Source organism: Mycolicibacterium confluentis (assembly GCF_010729895.1).
Classification (GTDB): Bacteria; Actinomycetota; Actinomycetes; order Mycobacteriales; family Mycobacteriaceae; genus Mycobacterium; species Mycobacterium confluentis.
Window position 1 is genome coordinate 934559 of sequence record NZ_AP022612.1, and the last position, 23185, is coordinate 957743.

The window sequence follows — 23185 nt, forward strand, 5'->3', positions numbered from 1 at the left end:
GTGACCATGGTTCTGCTCTATCTGGTGGTTCTCGTCCTGGTTGCGGTGGTGCTCTTCGGTGTGGCCAGCGTGCTGTTCGGCCGCGGCGAGCAGCTTCCGCCGCTGCCTCGCGGCACGACGGCCACGGTGCTGCCCGCCTCGGGCGTCACCGGCGCCGACGTGGAACGGGTCAAGTTCGCCCAGACCCTGCGCGGTTACAAGACCAGCGAAGTGGACTGGGTGCTCGACCGTCTCGGCGCCGAGTTGGACTCGCTGCGTGGTGAGCTCGCGACGCTGCGCGGGGTCACCGACACACCGTCGCCCGACGAGGACGTCGACGAGATCTCCGCGGAAGCGTCGTCGCGTCAGGACGCCCCGTGACCGTCGAGGCCGACACCCGCGTCCGCTGCGGTTGGGCTGAGGGCTCCGACCTCTACCGGGACTACCACGACCAGGAGTGGGGTCAGCCGTTGCGCGGGGCCGTGCCGCTGTTCGAGCGGATGACTCTCGAGGCGTTCCAGAGCGGCCTGTCGTGGCTGATCATCCTGCGCAAGCGGGACAACTTCCGAGCCGCGTTCAACGGGTTCGACATCGCGACCGTCGCCGAGTACGACGAGTCCGATGTGGCGCGGCTGATGGCGGATGCGGGCATCGTGCGCAACCGCGCGAAGATCGACGCGACCATCGCCAACGCCCGAGCCGTGGCCGAACTCGACGTCGACCTGTCCGACCTGTTGTGGTCGTTCGCGCCGCCATCGCGGGCGCGGCCCAAGACCATGGCCGACGTGCCGGCCACCAGCCCGGAATCGGTAGCGATGGCCAAGGAGCTCAAGCGGCGCGGCTTCCGATTCGTCGGTCCCACCACCGCTTACGCGCTGATGCAGGCCACCGGAATGGTCGACGATCACCTCGCGACCTGCTGGGTTCCGGGCCGCTGAACGCGCCTAACGGACGGGTCTTGCACACGTCGAGCCACCGATAAGGAACAATGGGCACCGTGAACCGGCAGTTCGCGCCGAATCGGGCCGCAACGCCGGACCAGCGCAGATGTGGAGGGAGCACTCGATGGCGGCCATGAAGCCCCGGACCGGTGACGGTCCGCTGGAAGCAACCAAAGAGGGGCGCGGCATCGTGATGAGGGTTCCACTCGAAGGAGGTGGCCGTCTCGTCGTCGAACTGACACCCGACGAAGCGGCTGCGCTGGGCGACGAACTAAAGAACGTCACAAGCTGATCCGCCACGTCAGCCGGACCAGCGTTGCGTCCGGCTGACTAGGCCGACACCTTGCGATAGATCTCCAGGGTCTGCTCGGCGATGTGGGCCCAGGAGAACTCGTCGATGCAGCGCTGACGCCCGGCCCGTCCGAAGGCAGCCGCCTTGTCGGGGTCGGCGATCAGCGCGTTCACCGCGTCGGCGAGATCGGTCTCGAACGCCTGCGGCCGCGCCGCGTCGTAGTGCACGAGCGAGCCGGTCACCCCGTCGTTGACCACCTCGGGTATCCCGCCGACGTCTGACGCAACGACCGCGGTCGAGCACGCCATCGCCTCGAGATTGACGATGCCGAGCGGCTCGTACACCGACGGGCAGACGAAGACCGTCGCCGCGGACAGAATCCCGCGAATCTTCGCGATCGGCAGCATCTCCCGCACCCAGAACACTCCGGTGCGCGCAGCGGACAACTCCTGCACCGCATTCGACACCTCTGCGGCGATCTCCGGGGTGTCGGGCGCCCCCGCGCACAGCACCAACTGCACCTCGGGCGCGAAGCGATGTGCCGCCGCTACCAGATGCGCGACGCCCTTCTGGCGGGTGATCCGTCCGACGAACGCCACCACCGGCCGGGTCGGGTCCACACCGAGTTCGGCGAGCACCGAGTCTTCCGAATCCGCAGGGGTGGGATACCACACCGCGGTGTCGATCCCGTTCTTCACAACATGCACCCGGTTGGGGTCGAGAGCCGGGTAGACCCGAAGTACGTCCTCGCGCATCCCTGAACTGACTGCGATGACCGCGTCGGCCGCCTCCACTGCCGTGCGTTCCACCCACGACGAGACGCGGTAGCCGCCGCCGAGTTGTTCGGCCTTCCACGGCCGCAGCGGTTCCAGAGAATGCGCGGTCACCACATGCGGGACGCCATACAGCATCGCCGCGACGTGGCCGGCCATGCCGGTGTACCACGTGTGCGAGTGCACGATGTCGGCTCCCGCGGCGCCGTTGGCCATCACCAGATCGGCCGACAGCGTCGACAGCGCGGCGTTGGCGCCCTGCAGCGCCGGATCGGGTTGAGCCACCGTCACGCCCGGACGTGGCGCACCCATGCAGTGCACGTCGACGTCGCACAGTCTGCGCAACTGGGCGACGAGTTCGGTCACGTGAACACCGGCGCCGCCGTAGACCTCCGGCGGATACTCCCGCGTCATCATCGCCACCCGCATAGCGTCACCGTAGTGGTGCCGTGAAGTGTCCGCACCCCTGCCTCCGAACCGGGCGATATCCACTGTGCGACGGCGTACAAATCGGCGTTTGACCTAGCCGCATCAGGCCCTGTGCCGATAGGTTTGAGGGATGAGGGAAGCGCCACATGTGCTGGGGATCGTCCTGGCGGGCGGGGAGGGCAAGCGCCTGTACCCATTGACGGCAGATCGCGCCAAGCCGGCGGTTCCCTTCGGTGGCGGTTACCGCCTGATCGACTTCGTGCTCTCCAACCTGGTGAACGCCCGATATCTGCGGATCTGCGTTCTGACGCAATACAAATCGCATTCGCTGGACCGGCACATTTCGCAGAACTGGCGGTTGTCGGGCTTGGCGGGGGAGTACATCACGCCGGTGCCGGCCCAGCAGCGTCTCGGGCCGCGCTGGTACACCGGATCGGCCGACGCGATCTACCAGTCGCTGAACCTGATCTACGACGAGGATCCCGACTACATCGTCATCTTCGGTGCCGACCACGTGTACCGGATGGATCCCGAGCAGATGGTGCAGCACCACATCGAGAGCGGTGCGGGCGCGACCGTGGCGGGTATCCGGGTTCCGCGCACCGAGGCGACCGCGTTCGGATGCATCGACGCCGACGATTCCGGCCGGATCCGGCAGTTCGTGGAGAAGCCGGCCGACCCGCCGGGCACCCCCGACGACCCCGAGCAGACGTTCGTCTCGATGGGCAACTACATCTTCACCACCAAGGTGCTGATCGACGCGATCCGCGCCGACGCCGATGACGACCATTCCGATCACGACATGGGCGGCGACATCATCCCGCGCCTGGTGGCCGACGGCATGGCCTCGGTGTACGACTTCAGCAACAACGAGGTGCCCGGCGCCACCGAGCGCGATCACGGGTACTGGCGTGACGTCGGAACGCTCGACGCGTTCTACGACGCCCACATGGACCTGGTGTCGGTGCACCCGGTGTTCAACCTGTACAACAAGCGCTGGCCGATCCGCGGCGGCGCGGAGAACCTGGCGCCGGCGAAGTTCGTCAACGGCGGTTCGGCGCAGGAGTCGGTGGTCGGCGCGGGCAGCATCGTGTCGGCGGCGTCTGTGCGCAACTCGGTGTTGTCCTCCAACGTCGTGATCGACGACGGCGCGATCGTCGAGGGCAGCGTGCTGATGCCCGGTGTCCGGGTCGGCCGCGGTGCCGTGGTGCGCAAGGCGATCTTGGACAAGAACGTGGTCGTCGGGCCCGGCGAGATGGTGGGCGTCGACCTGGAGAAGGACCGGGACCGGTTCGCGGTGAGTTCCGGCGGCGTGGTCGCAGTCGGCAAGGGCGTCTGGATCTGAGCCCCTTCATCCGCGCGAGGTCGACGACAGGGCGGATGCGGAGTCGGTGAACCCGGGGCACGGCAGGAACGTCTGCATGCCCGACGGGGTACCCGCTTTTCAGGGCCCGTCGGGGACGGCTCTCTTCCGGCTCCGGATGCGGCGCAGCAGTTTCCAGGCGCCCCAGGCGATGACTGCCAGGAACACCAGCACCAGTACAGGGAGCAGCAGCGCCACGAGCACCAGACCGACGCTCGTGACGTCCTCAAGGGTCGACAGCACGGGCGCGGCCACGCCTGCGGTCGCGACGTTGGCCGCCGGTCTGACCGCCGATTTGGTCAGCGACACCACGAGCGCGATAACGACGCCGATCACCACGGGCACCCACTGACCCGACTGGGCCCACTCGCCGGGGTCGGCGACGGCGGCGGTCTGCGCTGCCGTCCCGGACCCGAAGACGATGCCGCCCGCGGCGGGGCGCACGAAGGTCTGCACGGTGTCGTTGATGCTGTCCAGCGCGGGCACCTTGTCGGCGACGACCTCGACGATCAGCAGCACGGCCAGGATGGCCAACACCCAGCCGTTCTCCATCCACGACCAGCCCTGCGGCAGGTTCACCACGTCGGTGAACCGCGCAAGCAGTCCGAGCATCAGCATCGGGATGTAGGCGTTGAGTCCCGCTGCGGAGGACAGGCCGAGGCCCGTCAGCAACTGCTCCATGGCCTCAGTATGCGGTGACGGACTCGTCGGCCCGAGCCGTTCACCACAGGCGTGGGATGAGCCGGTATCGGACCTGCCGGCTGTAGGCGCGATAGCCGGGCAGTTCGTCGGCCAGCAGGCGCTCCTCGTCGCGGATCCGCGCGGCCAGCAACAGCAGCGCCGGTGGCACCAGGACCAGACCCCAGAACGAGTCGAGCGCCACCGGCATGCCGACCATCATCAGCAGGACCGAGCTGTACATCGGGTGACGGACCAGGGCGTACGGGCCAGAGGTCACCAACTGCTGGCCGGACTCGACCGTGATCGACGCTCCGGCGAATCGATTGGCGATGACCACCCCCTGTGCCGCGGTCAGCCCCACCGCGACGAGCACATCGCCCACCACAGTCAGCCAGAGCGGCACCTGCGACCAGCCGAACCGGTGGTCGAGCGCGCTGAGCACCAGGATCGCCACCACCAGCGTGACGATCGCGGTCATGATGATCCGCTCCGCGGGTCGCGTCTCGGCCGTCGGGCCGGCCCGCAGACGGCGTTGCAGTGCAGCCGGATCCGTGATCGCGAGGTAGATCGTGGGGATGAAGGTCGACACGGCGAACACCGCGATGAAGACCGACGCCTGCCAGTAGTCGATGGTCCCGGCGGGCACGAACAGCGCGATCCCGAAGAACGCGAATCCGAAGACGGCCGAAGCGACGGTCTGCAATGCCAGCTTCATCGTGTCCTCCTGTCAGCGCAGATCGCGACGGCGAAACGCGGCGAACGCGCATAGCGTCAGCGCGGCGTCGATTGACAGCAGCCACAGCACGGGCATCAGCGGGGAAGCCGCGCCGACCACCGAGGTGTGCACGAACGGCACGAGGTCCAGCAGCCATTGCGGGAACCCGGACAGCGACCCCAGCAGATACAGTGCGACGAACCCCGCCAGCACGGCCCACGCGACCGAGGTGAATCGCGGGACCACAGCGAAGAGCACTGCTGTGACCGCGATGAGCAGCCATACGGCGGGAAGCTGCGCGGCGGCGGTGCCCAGCACCTTGATCATCTTTCCGTTGACGTCGGAGGCCGCGATGCCGTAGGTCAGTCCCACGGCCCATCCGGCGACCAGCATCGCCGCCCCGCTGCCCACCGCCGCCATGACGAGATGGCTTGCCAGCCAACGACTTCGGCTGACCGCGCCGGCCAGAAGCGGCTCGGCGCGCAGGCCCGACTCCTCCTGGTGCAGGCGAAGCGCCACCGAGATGCCGCAGGCCGAGGCCAGCAGCGCGAGCATGGTGAACGCGACCGCGATGAACGCCTCTTCGAGGGCGTCGACGCCGCCGAGGCGGATGACCATGTCGTGCGCGATCTGGCTGTCGCCGATCTCGTCGGCGACACCATGCGCAACGTTGCCGATCATCAGACCGTAGAGGCACAGGCCCGCCGTCCACAGCAGCACGCTGCCGCGGTCGAGTCGCCACGCCAGGCCGAACACGCCGCTCAGTGACGATGCGGCGCGGCGAGGTCCGGGCCGCTCGGCCAGCAGGCCCGCACCGACGTCGCGGCGGTTCAACAGCGCGAAGGCGATTGCGATCAACACCGCAGCCGTGCCCACGTGCAGCAGCAGCACCCACCAGCGGTCCCCGGCATAGGGTCGCACCTGCAGTGACCAGCCCAGCGGCGACAGCCAGGACAGCCCGGCGGCGCCTGCATCGCCCACCGCGCGCAGCGCGAACGCCGAGGCCAGGACACTGAACGTGAGGCCGCGCGCGAAGCGTGCGCTCGGCGACAGTTGGGCCGCGACCGCGGCCACGCCCGTGAACACCAACGCCGAACCCAACAGTGCGAGGCAGAACGCGGCCGAACCGGCCAATGGGACACCTGTCGTGGCGAGTCCGGCGAAGCCGATCACTGCCGTCACCGCGGCGGCGCCGGACACCAGCAGCAGGGTGGCCGTCAGGCTCGCGTAGCGGCCGACGACGCACGTGTCGACGAGCTCGGTGCGGCCCGCCTCCTCGTCGGCGCGGGTATGGCGGATCACGGTCAGGATGACCGCCACGGCGATCAGCAGGTGGAAGATCGACGCCTTCCAGATGCCGACCGCGCCGAGGCTGTCGTTGTAGACGTTGCCGTACAACGCGCGCTGCGCCGGGCTGGCCATGATCGACGCCGCCAGAGCCGTGCGAGAGGACTGCGTCGGGTACACCGCGTCGATGCTGCCGATGTAGACCGTGGCCAGCGGCACCGACAGCAGCAGCACCCACAGTGGCAGCACGATCCGGTCGCGTCGGAGTTGAATCCGCAGTAGCCCAAGGGTTCCGGCGAGATTGGCGGTCCGAGGCCGGTGGGGGCTCGCGGGTGCGCCCGGCCGCTGCAGTGTCGTGCTGCTCATGAGCGCACCCGGTCGGGTTCGGCGGCGACGTCATAGTGCTGCAGGAACAGATCCTCGAGGGTGGGCGGACGACTCTCCAGACTGCGCACCCCCGCGTCGCCCAGCAGTCGGATCAGATCGCCCAGATTGGCGCTGTCGACCTGCGCGTGCAGGATGGTTCCGTCGTAGCTCGCGTCGGCGACCCCGGGCATGCCGCGGACGTCGCCCGGATCCCGGACCATCTCGGCCCTGATCGACGTGCGGGACAGGTGGCGCAGCGACTTCAGGGTCCCGGTCTCGACGGTGCGGCCCGCGCGGATGATGGTCAGCCGGTCACACAGCGCCTCGGTCTCGGCCAGGATGTGGCTCGAAAGCAGCACGGTGGCGCCGCGATCACGGGCCTCGCGGACGCACTGCTGAAAGACGTTCTCCATCAAGGGGTCCAGCCCGGTGCTCGGTTCATCGAGCATCAGCAGCGTGGCGTGCGACGAGAACGCCGAGACCAGCGAGACCTTCTGCCGGTTGCCCTTCGAGTAGGTGCGGGCCTTCTTCGACGGGTCGAGGGCGAACCGTTCGATCAGCTCCGCGCGCCGCCGATCGTCCTGTCCGCCACGCATTCTGGCCAGAAGATCGATGATCTCCCCGCCGGTGAGGGACGGCCAGAGCGTCACATCGCCCGGCACGTAGGCGATGTCACGGTGCAGTGCGACGGCGTCGGCCCAGGGGTCACCGCCCAGGACCTGGGCGCTGCCGCCGTCGGCCCGGACCAGGCCCAGCAGCACCCGCAGTGTCGTCGACTTGCCGGCGCCGTTGGGGCCGAGGAAGCCGTGCACCTCGCCGGTGTGGACCGCCAGGTCCAGCCCGTCAAGTGCCCGCACTGCTCCGAAATTCTTTGTCAGACCGCGGGTTTCAACCGCGTATGTGCTCCTTGGGGTCATTCGTCTCCTCCTCGGGTTGTTGTTCGCGTTCGGCGAGGAATGCGTCGAACATCGTGGAGTCGGTCATGAGTCCTTCGGTGTAGACCTCCAGCGCGGGCAGGACCATGTCCCGCGCGTAGTCGTGCAGCACCGCGCGCATGTCATCGGGGTTTTCGTGCAGTTGCAGGTACAGCAGGAATCCGCCGCCGCCGACCATGCCCAGGAACCGGGCTCGGGCCTTCGGGTCGACGCTGGGTTTGATGGTGCCGGCCCGCACACCTTCGTCGAGGTACTGCTCGACGTTGTCGATCATCCTGCGCAGGAGCATCTTTGCCAGCTCGCCGCCGGTCTGCATGCTGCGCATGAGGTAAGCCATGAGTGGCGCGAAATCCTCGATCTCGGCGACGGCCGCGAACCATGCGGCGGGATCACTCGTCTGCAGCGCCTCGGACTTGGACTCGCGGATGGTTTCGGTGACGAACTCGTCGCACGCCCGGCGCAGTTGTTCCTTGGAGCCGAAGTGGTGGATGACCAGGGCGGGGCTGACCCCGGCGGTCTTGGCGATGGCGCGCACGCTGACGTCGAACCCGTGCTGACCGAACTGTTCGATGGCCGCTGAGCGGATCCTCGCGGCCGCGGTCAGATCACTCACTGAACGCATGTTTAGTACGCTAAACACTTGTTCAGTAAGCGTCAACCTTTTGACCGTGAGCGGGTTCGCGGAAAGAAAGTGAGCTGCTCGCTGGGGCGGGCTATTCGCGCGCCGCGGCCAGAATTCCGTCGCCCAGCGGAACCAGAACCGGGGTGAGGCGTTCGTCCTCGGCGATCAGACGCGCGGCCTCGCGCACAGCGACGACGTCGGCGTCATGGGCCGCCGGATCGCCGGCGCGGCCACCCAACGCTGCGCGGTGCACCACGATGACCCCGCCGGGGCGGAGCAGGCGCACGCCCTCGACGACGAAGTCAGGCTGATCCCGCGGTTCGGCGTCGATGAACACCAGGTCGTAGGACTCGTCGGCCAGGCGGGTGAGCACCTCCTGCGCGCGACCGCTGATGAGCCGCGTCCGGGAGGGGCCGATTCCGCCCTCATTGAAGGCCTGTTTGGCCAGGCGCTGATGTTCGGGTTCGACGTCGATCGTGGTCAGCACGCCGTCGTCGCGCATACCCGCCAGCAGCCACAGTCCGCTCACTCCGACACCCGTGCCCACCTCGACGACGGCTTTGCCGCCCGACAGGCGCGTCAGCAGGCTCAGGAGCGCGCCGACGGCCGGCGTCACCGCACCGCACCCGCTGTCCTCGGAGCGCTCACGGGCCGCGGCCAGCACCGCGTCCTCGGAGATCGAGCCCTCGGCATGGGTCAGCATCGACTCGGCGCGGCGGGCGTTCTCGGCGCCTCCTGGTTCGTCTTGAGAGGCCATTCCCGCAGCGTAGAGGCAAGCGACTCGCACATGAAACAGGCGCGCCAGGTCGGACCCGTCGCACGGTACGGTGTGTCTTCCCCCGACACGCCGAACGTGTCGGGGGAATGGCGCAGGTCACACTGCGGCATCGCCGCAGCGCAACCCCACCGTCGGTGTCTTTCTCAGGAAAAGTTCAGTTTGCTCATACTGTTGGCACACACGTTCGAGAGAGGGTATGCGCATGGAACGCGGCGAACGCTGGTCCGGGAATACCCCGCAGTCTGCGGGTGTTGCCGATGACGTTCGTCGTCTGCGGGCATCAGGCCCCAGCCGTGACCGGGAGGATCTGACGACCACCACGATGATGGCCCCGACCACCATGGCTCACCTCGAGCAGGACACCGATCACTTCGTCGAAACGCCCGATGAGCCGCAGGGCACCGCCGTCTTCGACGCCACCGGCGACAAGGCCACCATGCCCTCATGGGATGAATTGGTGCGCCAGCACGCCGACCGCGTGTACCGCCTGGCCTACCGGCTCTCCGGCAATCAGCACGACGCCGAGGACCTGACGCAGGAGACCTTCATCCGGGTCTTCCGGTCGCTGCAGAACTACCAGCCCGGAACCTTCGAGGGCTGGCTGCACCGCATCACCACGAACCTGTTCCTGGACATGGTTCGGCGGCGCAGTCGCATCCGCATGGAGGCGCTGCCCGATGACTACGACCGCGTCCCGGCTGATGACCCGAACCCCGAGCAGATCTATCACGATGCGCGGCTCAATGCTGACCTGCAGGCCGCGCTCGACGCACTGCCGCCGGAGTTCCGCGCCGCCGTCGTCCTGTGCGACATCGAAGGTCTGTCCTACGAGGAGATCGGCGCCACGCTCGGTGTGAAACTGGGCACCGTCCGCAGTCGCATCCACCGTGGTCGCCAGGCGATCCGCGACTTCCTGGCAGCCGAGGCGAACCGCACGGCCGAGCCGGCCTGATTCACCGAATCGGACCGATCATGATGTCGTATCGCTATCAAGGGCAGCGCGTTGCGCGCTACATTCGAGGTGAATCTGGCCGGTCCGCCCGGCGCGGACGCACAGCGGGAGGAGGAGCGCAGGTGACGATGGATCGTGGACACCTGTTCCGCCGTGCGTTCTCCTGGGTCCCCGCGCACTTCGCCTCGCAGAGCGACGCGCCCGTCGGCGCGCCGCGGCAGTTCGGTTCCACCGAGCACTTGTCGAGCGAGGCCGTCGCCGCCTACGTCGACGGCGAGCTGAGGATGAACGCGCACCTGCGGGCGGCTCACCACCTGTCCCTATGCCCGCAGTGTGCCGCCGAGGTCGACGCGCAACGGCAGGCTCGTGAGGCGCTGCGGGACTCGTGGCCGGTGAGCATGCCGAGCACCCTGTTCACCACGCTGTCGCAGATCCCCAACGCTCCCTTGACGCCGCCCGACGATGTGCAGCAGCCGGTTGCCGATCAGTTGGCGCAAGACCGCGCTCGGGACCGGCGTCGTCGCCGGTAGGCTAGGCACGGTCGGCGCCGGGACGCGGCCCGGCCGCATCTCGTGAGCGCAAGAAGAGGATGACTTGAGCCCTAACGAAGACTCCGCGCCGGGGTCGAGCGGCCCTCGCCTGGCCCCTCGGCCTGTCACCAGACCACCCGTCGATGACGCGTCTCGCCGAGTGTTCGGCAGGCCCGACGGCGTGGAGGGCTCGTTCATCGCCGAGAACGTGCGGTCGGCGAAATTCCGCGAGTCCGACGAGTTCCAGCCCCGAGACCTGCCGCCCGACGCCGTTCTGGCGCAGGCCTTCGGCCGCCCCTATTCGGGCGCGGAGTCCCTGCAGCGCCATCCGATCGACGCGGGTGCGCTCGAGGCCGAGGGGCAGGGTCCCGAGGAGCCCGAAGATCCGTGGCGTAACCCCTCGGCGCAGGTGGCCCCCGGCAAGCCGGCCGTCGATGCGCAGCCCGCGACCGCAGCCGCATTCGTCCCGACCAAGCTCGGCGTGCGCGATGTGTTGTTCGGGCGCAGCGTGTCCTACGGGGTGCTGGCCATCCTCGGTGCCATGGCGCTGGCGATCGGCCTGGTCGGAGGCTGGATCGGGCAGAAGACGGCCACGGTCGCGGAGGCCTTCACGACCTCCAAGGTGGTCCTGGAGACCAGCGGCGGCGACGAGCTTCCCCCGGGACAGTTCGCCCGCGTGGCCGCCTCGGTCGCCGATTCGGTCGTCACGATCGAGGCGGTCAGCGACAAGACCGGTGCACAGGGTTCGGGCGTCGTCATCGACGGCGAGGGCTACATCGTCACCAACAACCACGTGATCTCCGAGGCCGCGACCAACCCCAGCCAGTACAAGATGAACGTCGTCTTCAACGACGGCAAGGTCGTGCCGGCCAATCTCGTGGGCCGTGATCCCAAGACGGACCTCGCGGTGCTCAAGGTGGACAACGTCGACAACCTGACCGTGGCGCGTCTCGGCGACTCCGACAAGGTCAAGGTCGGCGAAGAGGTCATCGCGGCCGGCGCACCGCTGGGTTTGCGCAGCACAGTCACCCACGGCATCGTCAGCGCGCTGCACCGGCCTGTCCCGCTGTCCGGCGACGGATCCGACACCGACACCGTCATCGACGCAATCCAGACCGACGCCTCGATCAACCACGGCAACTCCGGTGGCCCGCTGATCAACATGAATTCCGAGGTCATCGGCATCAACACTGCGGGCAAGTCGTTGTCCGACAGTGCGAGCGGTCTGGGCTTCGCCATCCCGGTCAACGAGATGAAGTACACCGCCCAGACCCTGATCAAGGACGGCAAGATCAACCACCCGACGCTGGGCTTGAGCGCTCGGTCGGTCAGCAACGACCTGGCGTCCGGCGCGCAGGTGGCCAACGTCAAGGCGGGTGGCCCGGCGGAGAAGGCCGGCATCCTGGAGAATGACGTGGTGGTTCGGGTCGGAGATCGCAAGGTCGCGGACGCCGACGAGATGATCGTCGCCGTGCGGCAGTTGAAGCCGGGTGAAGAGGCTGACATCGAGGTCGTTCGCGACGGCAGGCATGTCACCCTGCGCGTCATTCCGCAGGCGGACGGCTAGACATGTTCGCCAATGTCGGCTGGGGCGAGATGCTGGTGCTGGTGATCATCGGCCTGGTGGTCCTCGGCCCGGAACGTCTGCCCGGTGCGATCCGCTGGACCTCCGGTGCGTTGCGCCAGGCGCGCGACTACGTCAGCGGCGCCACCAGTCAGTTGCGCGAGGATCTCGGCCCCGAGTTCGACGACCTGCGTGAGCCGCTGTCCGAGTTGAACCGGCTGCGGGGGATGACCCCGCGGGCCGCCATCACCAAACACCTTCTTGAGGGCGATGATTCGGTCTTCAAGGCCTTTGACGTCGATGAGCTGAAGGGATCGCCGACGTCGAACGGTCCCGCCGTCAAGCCCGTGTCGGCACCCTCGCCGACGCCCGCCGTCGAGCCCAGCACGCCGGGCCCGACGAAGTTCGACCCCGACGCCACCTGAGTCCTTCCCGCCGACACTGCGGGGAGTGCGAATTTCCGCGCTGCTGATCGCGGCCACCGCAGTCTCGGCGAGAGAATGCGGGCGGCGCTCAGCGGCGGGTGGTGTCCAATCCCAGCGACATGCCGGCCAGGCCCCGCTTGCGCTCCGACAGTGAGTCGGCGATGCTCCGGAGCTGCTTACCCGCAGCCGAGTCCGGCGCCGACAGCACCAGCGGCACACCGGTGTCGCCTGCGGCCACGAGGGCCGGATCCAGCGGCACCTGCCCCAGCAGCGGGACGTCGGCGCCCACCGACCGGCTCAGGCTCTCGGCGACCTGCTTGCCGCCGCCCTCGCCGAACACCTGCATGGTGGTGCCGTCGGGCAGCACCAGTCCGGACATGTTCTCCACGACGCCGACGACGCGCTGCCGCGTCTGCAGCGCAATCGCGCCCGCCCGTTCGGCCACCTCGGCGGCCGCCAACTGCGGCGTGGTGACAACCAGGATCTCCGCGCTGGGGATCAACTGCGCGATCGAAATCGCGACGTCCCCGGTGCCCGGCGGCAGGTCGAGCAGCAGCACGTCGAGATCGCCCCAGTAGACGTCGGTCAGGAACTGCTGCAGCGCGCGGTGCAGCATCGGCCCGCGCCACACCACAGGCGTGTTGCCCTGGGTGAACTGGGCGATCGAGATGACCTTCACGTCGTGCGCGACGGGCGGCACGATCATCGAGTCCACCTGCGTGGGTCGGTCGTTGGTGCCCATCATGCGTGGCACCGAATGGCCGTAGATGTCGGCGTCCAGCAGACCGACCGACAGCCCACGGGCGGCCATCGCCGCGGCCAGGTTCACGGTGACGCTGGACTTGCCCACACCGCCCTTGCCGGAGGCCACGGCGTACACCCGGGTCAGAGATCCAGGCTGCGCGAACGGGATGACCGGTTCGGCCGCGTCACCGCGAAGCTGCTTGCGCAGCTCGGCGCGCTGTTCGTCGTTCATCACATCGAGGCTGACCCGGACCGCACCGGTGCCGGGCACGTCCGCGACGGCCTGGGTGACCAGCTCGCTGATCTCGGTCTTCTTCGGGCAGGCCGCGGTGGTCAGGTAGATCTCGACGTGGATCGCCGAGTCGGCGTCGACGTCGATGTTCTTCACCATCCCGAGTTCGGTGATGGGGCGGCGCAGTTCAGGATCGATCACCTTGGCCAGCGCAGTGCGCACGGCCCCGGCGAGATCGGAGGTTTCAGTCATCACCACGGAGTCTAGTGGGGGGTGCTGACCCGATTTTCAGCGCAGGCGTCGACGGCCTCAGGAGGCCGGCGCCTCCGCGGGCCCGGGCAGCGGTCCCAGTGAGGCGGAGCCCGGCGCTGGGGGTGCTGACTCGGCCGGAGCCGGACCCGGTACCGGTGCTGGCACCGGTGCACCGGGCATGCCCGGCAGCGGTGGTGTCGCGGGCAGCGGTGCGGCCGCCGGCGGCGGTGGCGGCGGCGGGGGAGCCATCCACGGCGGCAGGAACGGCGCGGGCGGCGGCGCCGCGGGCGTGGGCGTCTGCGCGGGGTTGCCGCCGATGCAGAACACCGCACAGGGCGAGTCGGGTGCGGTGCCCGCGCCCGTCGCGGCCGGGCCAGGCGGCACGGGCAGCTGGTTGGCCATGTCGGTCGGCGTCAGGTTGAACACCGGAAGCTCACCGATCGGGTTGCTCAGGCTGGTCCCCGGCAGATCCGGCCCGAGGCCCTGGAACCCCTGAATGCCCTCGAACGCCTCGATGTGGGTGTCGGCGATCGGCGGAGTTCCGTTGATCGGCGGCAGATCGAGCGGAGCGACGCCGGTCGCGTAGGCCCCGGCCCAGCCGAGCACGTTGCGGGCGTAGGCCATCGAGTTGTTGTAGCGCAGGATTGAGGTCAGCACCTGGTTCTGATCGCGCAGGTTCATGTTGCCGCTGCACAGGTAGCGGGCCGCGGCCAGCGCGGCGTCGTACACGTTCTGAGGGTCGGCCTTGCCGTCGCCGTCACCGTCGGAGGCGTAGCGCGACCAGGTGCCCGGCAGGAACTGCATCGGGCCCATTGCCCGGACGTAGGTCACGCGCCCGGCCTGCACGCTCTGCACGATGACCTCGTTGCCGGGCAGTGTGCCGTCGAGCGCGGGGCCGTAGATCGGGTTGACGGGGTTGCCACGGGTGTCGGTGGCGCCGCCGTTGGCGTGGCCGGACTCGATGCGTCCGATGCCGGCCAGCAGGTTCCAGCTGACGCCGCAGTTCGGGTACGCGCGCGTCATCATCGACTCGGCGTTGCGGTAGGCGCTCAGCGCGATCGCGGGGATGCGCATGGCGCCGGGTGCCGACACCACGACGCTGGGCGGTGGGGCCGACACGTTCGCTTTGGCGACGTGGAACGGTGTCGGAGGCCGCGCGACGGCGATCACGGTGGGACCCGATGTGTCGCGCGGCGTGGGTGCGACCGCGACCATGGGCGTCACGTCGGTGTCGTAAACGTTGTCGTCGTTGGGGGCCAGCGTCGGGCCCGACGCACCGACGGCCGCGGCCAGGACCAGCGGGGTGATGATCCCGACGCCGATGACCGGTGAATGTGCGACGCGGGAGAGTCGGCCGCGCGCGGAAGTCAGAGCCGTCGCCAGGGCCGGGCGCTCACCCGAGCCTCCGCCTATGCGCACTCGACCGTCCTCGTTGCTGCCAGATGAGTCTCGTTGTTCCAGTTGTGAACCAAGTCACCATACATAGTCTTGTGACGGCTGTGGCGACAATGGTCTCGCAACTGCTCTGCTGCCCAGATCACGAGGATTTTTTGCCCCCGTCGCCCTTGCCGGACTTGGGCTTCTCGTCGGTGCGGTCAGGCTGCAGCGCCTCGAGCATGTCGCGCAGTTCCTCGAGTTCGCGGCGCAGGTAGTCGCGGGTGACCACTTCGCCGATCGCCAGGCGCAGTGCGGCAAGCTCGCGGGCCAGGTATTCGGTGTCGGCCTTCGTCTGCTCGGCGCGACGCCGGTCCTCGTCGAGCGAGACGCGGTCGCGGTTCTCCTGACGGTTCTGCGCCAGCAGGATCAGCGGTGCGGCGTAGGCGGCCTGCGTCGAGAACGCGAGGTTCAACAGGATGAACGGGTAGGGGTCCCACTCCAGGCCGACCGCGAACAGGTTCAGCGCGATCCAGACGATCACGAAGATGGTCTGGAAGGCCAGGTAGCGCCCCGTACCCAGGAACCGGGCGATGTTCTCGCTGAACCGGCCGACCGCCTCGACATCAACACGGGGCGCGAAGCGGGACGTGCGCGGCGTGTCGAGACGTCCGCGTGAAGTCGAGTCGCTCATGGGGCCGTGTCCAGTTCGGGCTCACCCTCGCTGGCCCGCCAGTCGTGGGGCAGCAGATGGTCGAGGATGTCGTCCACCGTGACGGCGCCCAGCAGGTGCCCCTCCTCGTCGACGACGGGCCCGCACACCAGGTTGTAGCCCGCGAAGTACCTGGTGAGGGCTGCCAGGGACATGTCCGGCTCCAGGCTCGGCAGATCGGCGTCGACGATCCCGCTGACTAGGGCCGCGGGTGGCTCGCGCAGGAGGCGCTGCAGGTGCACGCAGCCCAGGTACCGGCCCGTCGGGGTGGCGGTGGGGGGACGCACCACGAATACCAACGAGGCCAGTGCCGGCGACAGGTCGGCGTCGCGCACCCGCGCCAACGCCTCGGCCACGGTCGTGTCGGGGGCCAGCACGACGGGGTTCGACGTCATCAGGCCACCCGCGGTGTCGGGGGAGTGCTGCAGCAGGCGGCGCACCGGGTCGGAATCCTCGGGGTCCATCCGGGCCAGCAGCACCTCGGCCTCGGTCGGGTTCAGCACACCCAGCAGGTCGGCGGCGTCGTCGGGATCCATCGCCTCGAGCACGTCGGCGGCCCGTTCGGTGTCCAGCGACTGCAGCACGTCGATCTGTTCGTCCTCGGACAGCTCCTGCAGGATGTCGGCCAACCGTTCGTCGTCGAGGGCCGTGACGACCTCGTTGCGGCGCTTGCGCGGCAACTCGCGGATCGCGTTGGCCACCTCGATGGGCCGCTGATCCTCGAACTGGTGCAGAAGCTGGGCCACACCCTGGCCCGGCATGGCCAGCCCCGACGGCGTCAGGCCGGAGACGTTCTGCCAGTCGACCACGTAGACGTTGCTGCGCCGGCCCAACCGGCGCTGGCTGCGGACGGCGACCCGCGTGACGAGCCAATCGCGCGACCGGATCTGCTCGATCGCGAGGTCGACGACGGTCAGGTCGATGCCGGCAAGCTGTTCGTACTCGGGATCGTTGACCTGTACGCGGGTGTCGAGCACCTGCCCGAGCACCAGGACTTCACCGGGACGCTGGACGAAGCGGCGCAGCGACACGTTGGCGGTGGTGAGGGTGACGGCGTGCGGTTCGATCGCCGTGACCCGCAGAATGGGTACGAAAATTCTTCGCCGCGTGAGCAATTCGACGACAAGGCCCAGTACGCGGGGCTGCTGGCGCACGATGCTGATGCTGATGACGACGTCGCGGACCCGGCCCAGCGACTCCCCGTCGGGTCCCAGCACCACCAACCCAGCCAGACGTGCCGCGTAGACCCTGTTGACGGACGCCATGAGTGTTAAGGGTAGGAGTGGAACCGTGAATAGCGCGTATCGACCCCGCAGGACGTGTCTCTCGGTGCCCGGCAGCAGCCGCAAGATGATCGACAAGGCCAAGCTGCTGCCCGCCGACGAGGTCTTCCTGGACCTCGAGGACGCGGTCGCGCCCGAGGCCAAGGCCACGGCGCGCGCCGAGGTGGCCGCGGCGTTGGCCGAGCCGGGCTGGGCCGGTCAACTGCGTGGTGTGCGGGTCAACGACTGGACCACGCCGTGGACGCACGCCGACATCATCGAAGTCGTCGCCGCGGCGGGGGAGCACCTCGACGTGGTGATCCTGCCCAAGGTGACCGAGGTCGCCCACGTCACCGCACTCGATCTGCTGTTGACCCAGCTCGAACTGAGCCACGGACTCGAGGTGGGCCGCATCGGCATCGACGCCCAGATCGAGGATGCTCAGGGCCTGACCAACATCAACGCCATCGCCGCGCACCCGCGCGTGCACGCGCTGGTGTTGGGCCCGGGCGACATGGCGGCGAGTCTCAACATGCGCACGTTGGAGGTCGGCGGCCAGCCCGAGGGCTACGACATCGGCGACGCACACCACCACGTGCTCATGTCCATCCTGATCGCGGCGCGCGCCCACGGGGTCGCGGCGATCGACGGGCCGTTCGTGAAAGTCCGCGATGTCGAGGGGTTCCGGCGTGTGGCGGGTCGCTCGGCCGCGCTGGGCTATGACGGCAAATGGGTGCTGCATCCCGACCAGATCGAGGCCGGAAACGACATCTTCAGCCCGCGCCAGCAGGACTACGACCATGCCGAACTGATCCTCGAGGCCTACGAGTGGCACACGTCCTCCGCGGGCGGCGCACGCGGCGCGGTGATGCTCGGCGACGAGATGATCGACGAGGCCAGCCGCAAGATGGCTCTGGTGATCGCGGCGAAGGGGCGCGCCGCGGGTATGCAGCGTCAGGGCGCGCCCTTCACGCCGCCGAGCTAAATCGACGAGTAGTCGGGCGAGTTCAACCCCACTGCGCCGACCGCGATCACCAATATCAGGGCGAGCAGGAGGGTCAGCGCGCCGACCACGATGCCCGCGATCGCCAGACCGCGGCCCGGTTGGCCTGTGGTCTTGATCTGGTTCAGCGCGACGACCCCGAGCACGATGCCCACGATCGGCGCGACGATGAACGCGCAGCAGAGCAGGGTCAGCACCAAACCGCCGGCCGAGGTCGCCAGCGACGCGATGGCCATGGTGTTGGTGCCCGTCGGCCGCTGCTGACCGTAGGGGTCATAGGGGTTCGCCGAACCCGGGTACGGCGCGGGATATCCGCCTGCCGCAGGCGGATACGCGCCCGGTGCGGAGTAGCCGCCTGAGGGCTGCGGGGGATAGGACGCGGGGTAGCCCGACGGCGGTGGCGGGTAGGCCCCCGCCGGTGGCGGCGGGTAGCCGCTGGACGGCGGCGGGGGGTAGCCGCCCGACGGTGGCGGGGGGTAGGACGAGGGGTAGCTCGGCGGCGGGGGATAGGCCGACGGCGGAGGGGGATACGCCGGATAGTCCACCGGCGAGTAGGGATCAGGCTGTGACTGCTCGCCGTTGGGGTCACCGGGGGTGCCGGGTGGTGGTGTCGTCATATCCTCATCGCATTGCGTAGATGGTCCAGATCAGGCCGATGATCAAGGTGGCCACTCCCACCACGATGCCAGCGACGGCCAACCCGTAGCCGCCCTGGGGCGCCTGCCTGATCTGATTGAGCGCGATGGTGCCCAGCACGATGCCGACGATCGAGAGCAGACCGCCGAAGTACGGCGCGAGGCCGGCTACCGAGGACACCAACGACACCACCGCAAGCGCATTGGTGCCCGAACGCGGTGGCGGGGCACTGCCCGCGCCGAATGGATTGGGCGTGAACTGCCCGGCGGGCGAGGCCGGCGGGGTGCGCCCAATGTCCGAAGGATGCGGATTTCGGCCGGGTTCGCCATCCGCCGCAGTCATGGTGATAAACCTAGCGTATGTGCAGGTAGCGCGGTGGTCTTGTCGCAGGCAGGCACTATGGGCGGCTTGAGTTCGTTGAGCCGGAAAGCGGTTCGGCCCGCCCCGCCCGATCGGCTCGAACGGGTGGCACCGCGGGCATCTGAAGAGGAGAATGACCAACGATGACCAGTCCATTCCAGCCGGGATCTCCCGCTGGCGCCACACCGGCTTCCGGCGCGCGTAGGCCCGTCGGTCTGCCCACCCCGCCGAAAGGGTGGCCGATCGCGTCCTATCCGACGTACGCCGAAGCCCAGCGCGCCGTCGACCACCTGTCGGATCAACAGTTTCCGGTCCAGCAGGTCACGATCGTCGGGGTGGACCTCATGCAGGTCGAACGGGTGACGGGCCGGCTGTCCTGGCCCAAGGTGCTCGGTGGCGGTGTGCTGACCGGTGCCTGGCTGGGCATCTTCATCGGCCTGGTGCTCGGTTTCTTCAGTGAGAATCCCTGGTCGGCGCTGCTCACCGGCCTGATCGCGGGTGTCTTCTTCGGTCTGATCAGCTCTGCGATTCCGTACGCGATGGCGCGCGGCACACGCGATTTCAGCTCCACGATGCAGCTCGTCGCCGGCCGCTATGACGTCCTCTGCGACCCGAAGAACGCCGAGCAGGGGCGGGACCTGCTGGCGCGCTTGCAGATCTGATCCGTGCGCCTGCGCGTCGTCGAATTACGACGCGCCTGGCGCAGGTGTTGCATGTCACGTGGCCGTGGCTCTACGGTTCTGGCGCGGGAGTAACCCGATGGCCGAAGCCGAGAGGCGGTGTGAGCGGTTCGTGACAGCGTGCGCACGCTCGACGGGTCTGCGTACCCGCATGTGGAGATTTGGCGCCGGCGCAGTGGCGGCACTGACTGTGGCTTCGACGGTTTCGGCGTGCGGTGAATCCTCCGACGGGCTGGTGATCAGCTACTACACGCCGGCCAGCGAGACCGCGACGTTCACGGCCGTGGCCAAACGCTGCAATGAACAACTCGGCGGGAAGTTCACGATCCAGCAGATCAGCCTGCCCAAGGGCGCTGACGATCAGCGCCTGCAGCTGGCGCGGCGGCTGACGGGCAACGACCGCACGCTCGACGTGATGGCTCTCGACGTGGTGTGGACCGCTGAGTTCGCGGAGGCCGGTTGGGCGCTGCCGCTTTCCGACGATCCCACGGGCGAGGCCGAGGCCGACGCCATGTCGAACACGCTGCCCGGTCCGTTGGAGACCGCGAAGTGGCAGGACAAGCTGTACGCCGCGCCGATCACGACCAACACCCAACTGCTCTGGTACCGGGCCGATCTCATGGACGCGCCGCCGGCCACGTGGGACGGCATGGTCGCCGAGGCCACCCGCCTGCACTCCGAGGGCAAGCCGAGCTGGATCGCCGTGCAGGCCAAGCAGTACGAGGGCCTCGTGGTGTGGTTCAACACGCTGCTGCAGAGCGCGGGCGGACAGGTCCTGTCCGACGACGGCAAGACCGTGACACTCGTCGACACCCCCGAGCACCGTGAGGCGACCGTCAAGGCGCTGTCGATCATGAAGGCCGTGGCCACCGCACCGGGCGCCGACCCGTCGATCACTCAGACCGACGAGGGCACCGCGCGACTCGCGCTCGAGCAGGGCAACGCCGCGCTGGAGGTCAACTGGCCCTTCGTGCTTCCGTCGATGCTGGAGAACGCCGTCAAGGGTGGTGTGTCGTACCTTCCGCTCAACGAGCGGCCCGAACTCCAGGGTGCGATCAACGACGTCGGCACCTTCTCGCCGACCGATGAGCAGTTCGACATCGCCTACACCGAGAGCCAGAAGGTGTTCGGCTTCGCGCCGTACCCCGCTGTGCGCGAGGGCGAACCGGCCCGCGTGACGCTCGGCGGGCTCAATCTGGCCGTGGCGAAGACAACCAAGCACAAGGCCGAGGCCTTCGAGGCGGTCCGGTGCCTGCGCAGTGTCGAGAACCAGCGGTTCACCTCGATCGAGGGCGGCCTGCCTGCGGTGCGGACCTCGCTGTACTCCGATCCGGCGTTCCAGAAGAAGTACCCGCAGTACGCGATCATCCAGGATCAGCTCACCAACGCTGCCGTGCGACCCGCGACGCCGCTGTATCAACCGGTGTCGACCATGATGTCGGCGACGCTGGCTCCTGTCAGTGCGATCGATCCCGAGCGCACCGCCGATGAACTCGCCGAGCAGGTCCAGAAGGCGATCGACGGCAAAGGACTGATCCCGTGACGGTCACCGCGCCCGCGCCCGGGCAGCTCACCGACGACAAGAGATCCGAACGGCGACTGGCCTTCTGGCTGATCGCACCCGCGGTCTTCCTCATGGTGGCGGTCACGGCGTACCCGATCGGGTACGCCGTGTGGCTGAGCCTGCAGCGCTACAACCTGGCCGAACCGGACGACACGACGTTCGTCGGCTTGAGCAACTACGTCACGGTCCTGACGGACGGCTACTGGTGGACAGCGCTTCTGGTGACCACCCTGATCACCGTGATCTCGGTGGCCATCGAGTTCGTGCTGGGCATGGCACTGGCGCTGGTGATGCACCGCACCATCTTCGGAAAAGGCTTGGTGCGCACGGTGATCCTGATCCCGTACGGGATCGTCACCGTGGCGGCCGCCTACAGCTGGTACTACGCCTGGACGCCCGGCACGGGCTACCTGGCCAACCTGCTGCCCGACGGCGCCGCGCCGCTGACGGAACAATGGCCGTCGCTGGCCGTGGTGATCCTGGCTGAGGTGTGGAAGACCACGCCGTTCATGGCGCTGCTGCTGCTCGCCGGTCTCGCACTGGTGCCCGACGACCTGCTCAAGGCGGCCCAGGTGGACGGCGCAGGCGGATGGAAGCGGCTGACCAGGATCATCCTGCCGTTGATGAAGCCGGCGATCCTGGTGGCACTGCTGTTCCGGACGCTGGACGCATTCCGCATCTTCGACAACATCTACATTCTGACCGGCGGCTCGAACAACACCGCGTCGGTCTCAATCCTGGGTTACGACAACCTGTTCAAGGGTTTCTCGATCGGGTTGGGCTCGGCGATCAGCGTGTTGGTGTTCCTATGCGTCGCGATCATCGCGTTCGTCTTCATCAAGCTGTTCGGCGCCTCGGCGCCGGGTTCCGATAGCGAGGTGCGCTAGATGTCGGAGCGGGTGGCTCCCAGTCGGGCCGCAGGCTGGACCATCGTCAACATCGTCGTGGTGATCTACGCGATGCTGCCGGTGCTGTGGATCCTGTCGCTGTCGCTCAAGCCGACCTCAGCGGTCAAGGACGGCAAGCTGATTCCGTCGGAGATCACGTTCGACAACTACAAGGCCATCTTTGTCGGCGGAAACACCAATGTGTTCAACTCGGCGCTGATCAACTCCATCGGCATCGGGCTCATCACGACCCTCGTCGCTGTGGTGATCGGCGGCATGGCCGCGTATGCGGTGGCGCGCCTGGACTTCCCGGGCAAGAAGGTCCTCGTCGGGATGGCCCTGCTGATCGCGATGTTCCCCCAGATCTCCCTGGTGACACCGATCTTCAACCTGTGGCGCACCATCGGGCTGTTCGACACCTGGCTCGGGCTGATCATTCCCTACATCACGTTCGCCCTGCCGCTCGCGATCTACACGCTGTCGGCGTTCTTCCGCGAGATCCCGTGGGACCTCGAGAAGGCCGCCAAGATGGACGGCGCCACGCCCGCCCAGGCCTTCCGGAAGGTGATCGCGCCATTGGCCGCGCCCGGCATCGTCACGGCCGCGATCCTGGTTTTCATCTTCGCGTGGAACGACCTGCTGCTGGCACTGTCGCTGACGGCCACCAAGTCGGCCATCACCGCACCGGTGGCGATCGCCAACTTCACCGGCAGTTCGCAGTTCGAGGAGCCCACGGGTTCCATCGCGGCCGGTGCCATGGTGATCACGGTGCCGATCATCATCTTTGTTCTGATCTTCCAACGGCGCATCGTCGCCGGACTGACCTCTGGTGCGGTGAAAGGGTAGC

At 68.1% G+C, this 23185-nt stretch carries 26 protein-coding genes; 13 read left to right on the forward strand and 13 right to left on the reverse strand.

Annotation, left to right across the window (positions count from 1 at the left end):
* The 3 genes from G6N34_RS04430 (at window position 1) to G6N34_RS04440 (ending at window position 1212) form a co-directional block, all read left to right on the forward strand.
* On the forward strand, window positions 1-360 hold the full coding sequence (locus tag G6N34_RS04430; RefSeq protein ID WP_085154009.1) for a DivIVA domain-containing protein: 360 nt from the start codon (window positions 1-3) through the stop codon (window positions 358-360).
* On the forward strand, window positions 357-917 hold the full coding sequence (locus G6N34_RS04435) for a DNA-3-methyladenine glycosylase I (protein ID WP_085154011.1): 561 nt from the start codon (window positions 357-359) through the stop codon (window positions 915-917). The genes G6N34_RS04430 and G6N34_RS04435 overlap by 4 nt, the downstream gene beginning before the upstream one ends.
* 127 nt (window positions 918-1044) lie before the next feature.
* Complete coding sequence (locus G6N34_RS04440; RefSeq protein WP_005059648.1) at window positions 1045-1212, forward strand: DUF3117 domain-containing protein; 168 nt, start codon at window positions 1045-1047, stop codon at window positions 1210-1212.
* Between the two features lie 38 nt (window positions 1213-1250).
* Here the strand turns inward: G6N34_RS04440 and glgA are convergent, their stop codons facing one another.
* Window positions 1251-2414: a glycogen synthase gene (glgA, locus tag G6N34_RS04445; RefSeq protein ID WP_109788588.1), complete on the reverse strand. Its 1164-nt coding sequence runs from the start codon at window positions 2412-2414 to the stop codon at window positions 1251-1253.
* Between the two features lie 130 nt (window positions 2415-2544).
* Here glgA and glgC point away from each other — a divergent pair, with 130 nt between their 5' ends.
* Window positions 2545-3759 (forward strand): glucose-1-phosphate adenylyltransferase, encoded by a 1215-nt coding sequence (gene glgC, locus G6N34_RS04450; protein ID WP_068245822.1) that lies wholly within the window; start codon window positions 2545-2547, stop codon window positions 3757-3759.
* A 99-nt stretch (window positions 3760-3858) separates the two neighbouring features.
* Here glgC and G6N34_RS04455 read toward each other — a convergent pair whose 3' ends face one another.
* The 6 genes from G6N34_RS04455 to G6N34_RS04480 form a co-directional block, all read right to left on the reverse strand.
* Complete coding sequence (locus tag G6N34_RS04455) at window positions 3859-4458, reverse strand: DUF4126 domain-containing protein (protein WP_085154013.1); 600 nt, start codon at window positions 4456-4458, stop codon at window positions 3859-3861.
* 40 nt (window positions 4459-4498) lie between these two features.
* Entirely contained in the window at window positions 4499-5173 is a 675-nt protein-coding gene (locus tag G6N34_RS04460) for a methyltransferase family protein (RefSeq protein ID WP_085154015.1), read from the reverse strand.
* 12 nt (window positions 5174-5185) lie between these two features.
* Window positions 5186-6826: an ABC transporter permease gene (locus tag G6N34_RS04465; protein WP_085154017.1), complete on the reverse strand. Its 1641-nt coding sequence runs from the start codon at window positions 6824-6826 to the stop codon at window positions 5186-5188.
* A complete protein-coding gene (locus tag G6N34_RS04470; protein WP_085154019.1) occupies window positions 6823-7743 on the reverse strand; it encodes an ABC transporter ATP-binding protein in 921 nt (306 codons plus the stop codon). Before G6N34_RS04470 ends, G6N34_RS04465 begins: the two co-directional genes overlap by 4 nt.
* Window positions 7715-8383, reverse strand: coding sequence for a TetR/AcrR family transcriptional regulator (locus G6N34_RS04475; protein WP_085154021.1), 669 nt, complete (start codon window positions 8381-8383; stop codon window positions 7715-7717). The genes G6N34_RS04470 and G6N34_RS04475 overlap by 29 nt, the downstream gene beginning before the upstream one ends.
* Before the next feature lie 91 nt (window positions 8384-8474).
* Window positions 8475-9140 carry an O-methyltransferase gene (locus G6N34_RS04480; RefSeq protein WP_085154023.1) on the reverse strand — a complete coding sequence of 222 codons (666 nt, stop codon included), beginning with the start codon at window positions 9138-9140 and terminating at the stop codon, window positions 8475-8477.
* A gap of 223 nt (window positions 9141-9363) precedes the next feature.
* On the opposite strand from G6N34_RS04480, the gene sigE reads away from it, so the two are divergent.
* The 4 genes from sigE to tatB all read left to right on the forward strand — a co-directional run bounded on the left by sigE (window position 9364) and on the right by tatB (window position 12632).
* Window positions 9364-10113, forward strand: coding sequence for an RNA polymerase sigma factor SigE (sigE, locus tag G6N34_RS04485; protein ID WP_085154100.1), 750 nt, complete (start codon window positions 9364-9366; stop codon window positions 10111-10113).
* A 128-nt stretch (window positions 10114-10241) separates the two neighbouring features.
* The gene (rseA, locus tag G6N34_RS04490; protein ID WP_085154025.1) at window positions 10242-10643 is read left to right on the forward strand and encodes an anti-sigma E factor RseA; all 402 of its coding nucleotides are present in this window, start codon (window positions 10242-10244) and stop codon (window positions 10641-10643) included.
* A gap of 64 nt (window positions 10644-10707) precedes the next feature.
* Window positions 10708-12210: a serine protease HtrA gene (gene htrA, locus G6N34_RS04495; protein ID WP_085154026.1), complete on the forward strand. Its 1503-nt coding sequence runs from the start codon at window positions 10708-10710 to the stop codon at window positions 12208-12210.
* Window positions 12211-12212: 2 nt separating this feature from the next.
* A complete protein-coding gene (gene tatB, locus G6N34_RS04500; protein WP_085154028.1) occupies window positions 12213-12632 on the forward strand; it encodes a Sec-independent protein translocase protein TatB in 420 nt (139 codons plus the stop codon).
* Window positions 12633-12720: 88 nt separating this feature from the next.
* On the opposite strand, the gene G6N34_RS04505 is transcribed toward tatB, so the two are convergent.
* From G6N34_RS04505 to G6N34_RS04520, 4 genes are all read right to left on the reverse strand, one after another.
* Window positions 12721-13860, reverse strand: a complete 1140-nt coding sequence (locus G6N34_RS04505) for an Mrp/NBP35 family ATP-binding protein (protein ID WP_085154101.1) — start codon at window positions 13858-13860, stop codon at window positions 12721-12723.
* Window positions 13861-13917: 57 nt separating this feature from the next.
* The gene (locus G6N34_RS04510) at window positions 13918-15279 is read right to left on the reverse strand and encodes a lytic transglycosylase domain-containing protein (protein ID WP_085154030.1); all 1362 of its coding nucleotides are present in this window, start codon (window positions 15277-15279) and stop codon (window positions 13918-13920) included.
* Between the two features lie 118 nt (window positions 15280-15397).
* Entirely contained in the window at window positions 15398-15928 is a 531-nt protein-coding gene (locus G6N34_RS04515) for a DUF1003 domain-containing protein (RefSeq protein ID WP_085154032.1), read from the reverse strand.
* Window positions 15925-17211 (reverse strand): magnesium transporter MgtE N-terminal domain-containing protein, encoded by a 1287-nt coding sequence (locus G6N34_RS04520; RefSeq protein WP_085154034.1) that lies wholly within the window; start codon window positions 17209-17211, stop codon window positions 15925-15927. The genes G6N34_RS04515 and G6N34_RS04520 overlap by 4 nt, the downstream gene beginning before the upstream one ends.
* A gap of 25 nt (window positions 17212-17236) precedes the next feature.
* Here G6N34_RS04520 and G6N34_RS04525 point away from each other — a divergent pair, with 25 nt between their 5' ends.
* Complete coding sequence (locus tag G6N34_RS04525) at window positions 17237-18193, forward strand: HpcH/HpaI aldolase/citrate lyase family protein (protein WP_109788589.1); 957 nt, start codon at window positions 17237-17239, stop codon at window positions 18191-18193.
* Here the strand turns inward: G6N34_RS04525 and G6N34_RS04530 are convergent.
* Window positions 18190-18828: a DUF4190 domain-containing protein gene (locus tag G6N34_RS04530; protein WP_085154038.1), complete on the reverse strand. Its 639-nt coding sequence runs from the start codon at window positions 18826-18828 to the stop codon at window positions 18190-18192. The genes G6N34_RS04525 and G6N34_RS04530 overlap by 4 nt on opposite strands.
* Window positions 18829-18832: 4 nt before the next feature.
* Window positions 18833-19189: a DUF4190 domain-containing protein gene (locus G6N34_RS04535; protein WP_163645314.1), complete on the reverse strand. Its 357-nt coding sequence runs from the start codon at window positions 19187-19189 to the stop codon at window positions 18833-18835.
* A 161-nt stretch (window positions 19190-19350) separates the two neighbouring features.
* Between G6N34_RS04535 and G6N34_RS04540 the strand changes: the two genes are divergently transcribed.
* The 4 genes from G6N34_RS04540 to G6N34_RS04555 all read left to right on the forward strand — a co-directional run bounded on the left by G6N34_RS04540 (window position 19351) and on the right by G6N34_RS04555 (window position 23184).
* Entirely contained in the window at window positions 19351-19869 is a 519-nt protein-coding gene (locus G6N34_RS04540) for a YflT domain-containing protein (protein WP_085154042.1), read from the forward strand.
* A gap of 169 nt (window positions 19870-20038) precedes the next feature.
* A complete protein-coding gene (locus G6N34_RS04545; RefSeq protein ID WP_085154044.1) occupies window positions 20039-21430 on the forward strand; it encodes an ABC transporter substrate-binding protein in 1392 nt (463 codons plus the stop codon).
* Window positions 21427-22338 (forward strand): carbohydrate ABC transporter permease, encoded by a 912-nt coding sequence (locus G6N34_RS04550; RefSeq protein ID WP_085154045.1) that lies wholly within the window; start codon window positions 21427-21429, stop codon window positions 22336-22338. Before G6N34_RS04545 ends, G6N34_RS04550 begins: the two co-directional genes overlap by 4 nt.
* Window positions 22339-23184: a carbohydrate ABC transporter permease gene (locus tag G6N34_RS04555; RefSeq protein ID WP_085154047.1), complete on the forward strand. Its 846-nt coding sequence runs from the start codon at window positions 22339-22341 to the stop codon at window positions 23182-23184. It begins immediately after the preceding gene.
* Window position 23185 lies beyond the last annotated feature (1 nt).

Excerpts from the sequence above, each read along its gene's own strand:
- G6N34_RS04440 (WP_005059648.1), top strand. The coding sequence starts at position 1,045 with ATGGCGGCCATGAAGCCCCGGACCGGTGACGGTCCGCTGGAAGCAACC.
- glgA (WP_109788588.1), bottom strand. The coding sequence starts at position 2,414 with ATGCGGGTGGCGATGATGACGCGGGAGTATCCGCCGGAGGTCTACGGC.
- glgC (WP_068245822.1), top strand. The coding sequence starts at position 2,545 with ATGAGGGAAGCGCCACATGTGCTGGGGATCGTCCTGGCGGGCGGGGAG.
- G6N34_RS04455 (WP_085154013.1), bottom strand. The coding sequence starts at position 4,458 with ATGGAGCAGTTGCTGACGGGCCTCGGCCTGTCCTCCGCAGCGGGACTC.
- G6N34_RS04460 (WP_085154015.1), bottom strand. The coding sequence starts at position 5,173 with ATGAAGCTGGCATTGCAGACCGTCGCTTCGGCCGTCTTCGGATTCGCG.
- G6N34_RS04465 (WP_085154017.1), bottom strand. The coding sequence starts at position 6,826 with ATGAGCAGCACGACACTGCAGCGGCCGGGCGCACCCGCGAGCCCCCAC.
- G6N34_RS04470 (WP_085154019.1), bottom strand. The coding sequence starts at position 7,743 with ATGACCCCAAGGAGCACATACGCGGTTGAAACCCGCGGTCTGACAAAG.
- G6N34_RS04475 (WP_085154021.1), bottom strand. The coding sequence starts at position 8,383 with ATGCGTTCAGTGAGTGATCTGACCGCGGCCGCGAGGATCCGCTCAGCG.
- G6N34_RS04480 (WP_085154023.1), bottom strand. The coding sequence starts at position 9,140 with ATGGCCTCTCAAGACGAACCAGGAGGCGCCGAGAACGCCCGCCGCGCC.
- sigE (WP_085154100.1), top strand. The coding sequence starts at position 9,364 with ATGGAACGCGGCGAACGCTGGTCCGGGAATACCCCGCAGTCTGCGGGT.
- rseA (WP_085154025.1), top strand. The coding sequence starts at position 10,242 with ATGGATCGTGGACACCTGTTCCGCCGTGCGTTCTCCTGGGTCCCCGCG.
- tatB (WP_085154028.1), top strand. The coding sequence starts at position 12,213 with ATGTTCGCCAATGTCGGCTGGGGCGAGATGCTGGTGCTGGTGATCATC.
- G6N34_RS04505 (WP_085154101.1), bottom strand. The coding sequence starts at position 13,860 with ATGACTGAAACCTCCGATCTCGCCGGGGCCGTGCGCACTGCGCTGGCC.
- G6N34_RS04515 (WP_085154032.1), bottom strand. The coding sequence starts at position 15,928 with ATGAGCGACTCGACTTCACGCGGACGTCTCGACACGCCGCGCACGTCC.
- G6N34_RS04520 (WP_085154034.1), bottom strand. The coding sequence starts at position 17,211 with ATGGCGTCCGTCAACAGGGTCTACGCGGCACGTCTGGCTGGGTTGGTG.
- G6N34_RS04530 (WP_085154038.1), bottom strand. The coding sequence starts at position 18,828 with ATGACGACACCACCACCCGGCACCCCCGGTGACCCCAACGGCGAGCAG.
- G6N34_RS04535 (WP_163645314.1), bottom strand. The coding sequence starts at position 19,189 with ATGACTGCGGCGGATGGCGAACCCGGCCGAAATCCGCATCCTTCGGAC.
- G6N34_RS04540 (WP_085154042.1), top strand. The coding sequence starts at position 19,351 with ATGACCAGTCCATTCCAGCCGGGATCTCCCGCTGGCGCCACACCGGCT.
- G6N34_RS04545 (WP_085154044.1), top strand. The coding sequence starts at position 20,039 with ATGTGGAGATTTGGCGCCGGCGCAGTGGCGGCACTGACTGTGGCTTCG.
- G6N34_RS04555 (WP_085154047.1), top strand. The coding sequence starts at position 22,339 with ATGTCGGAGCGGGTGGCTCCCAGTCGGGCCGCAGGCTGGACCATCGTC.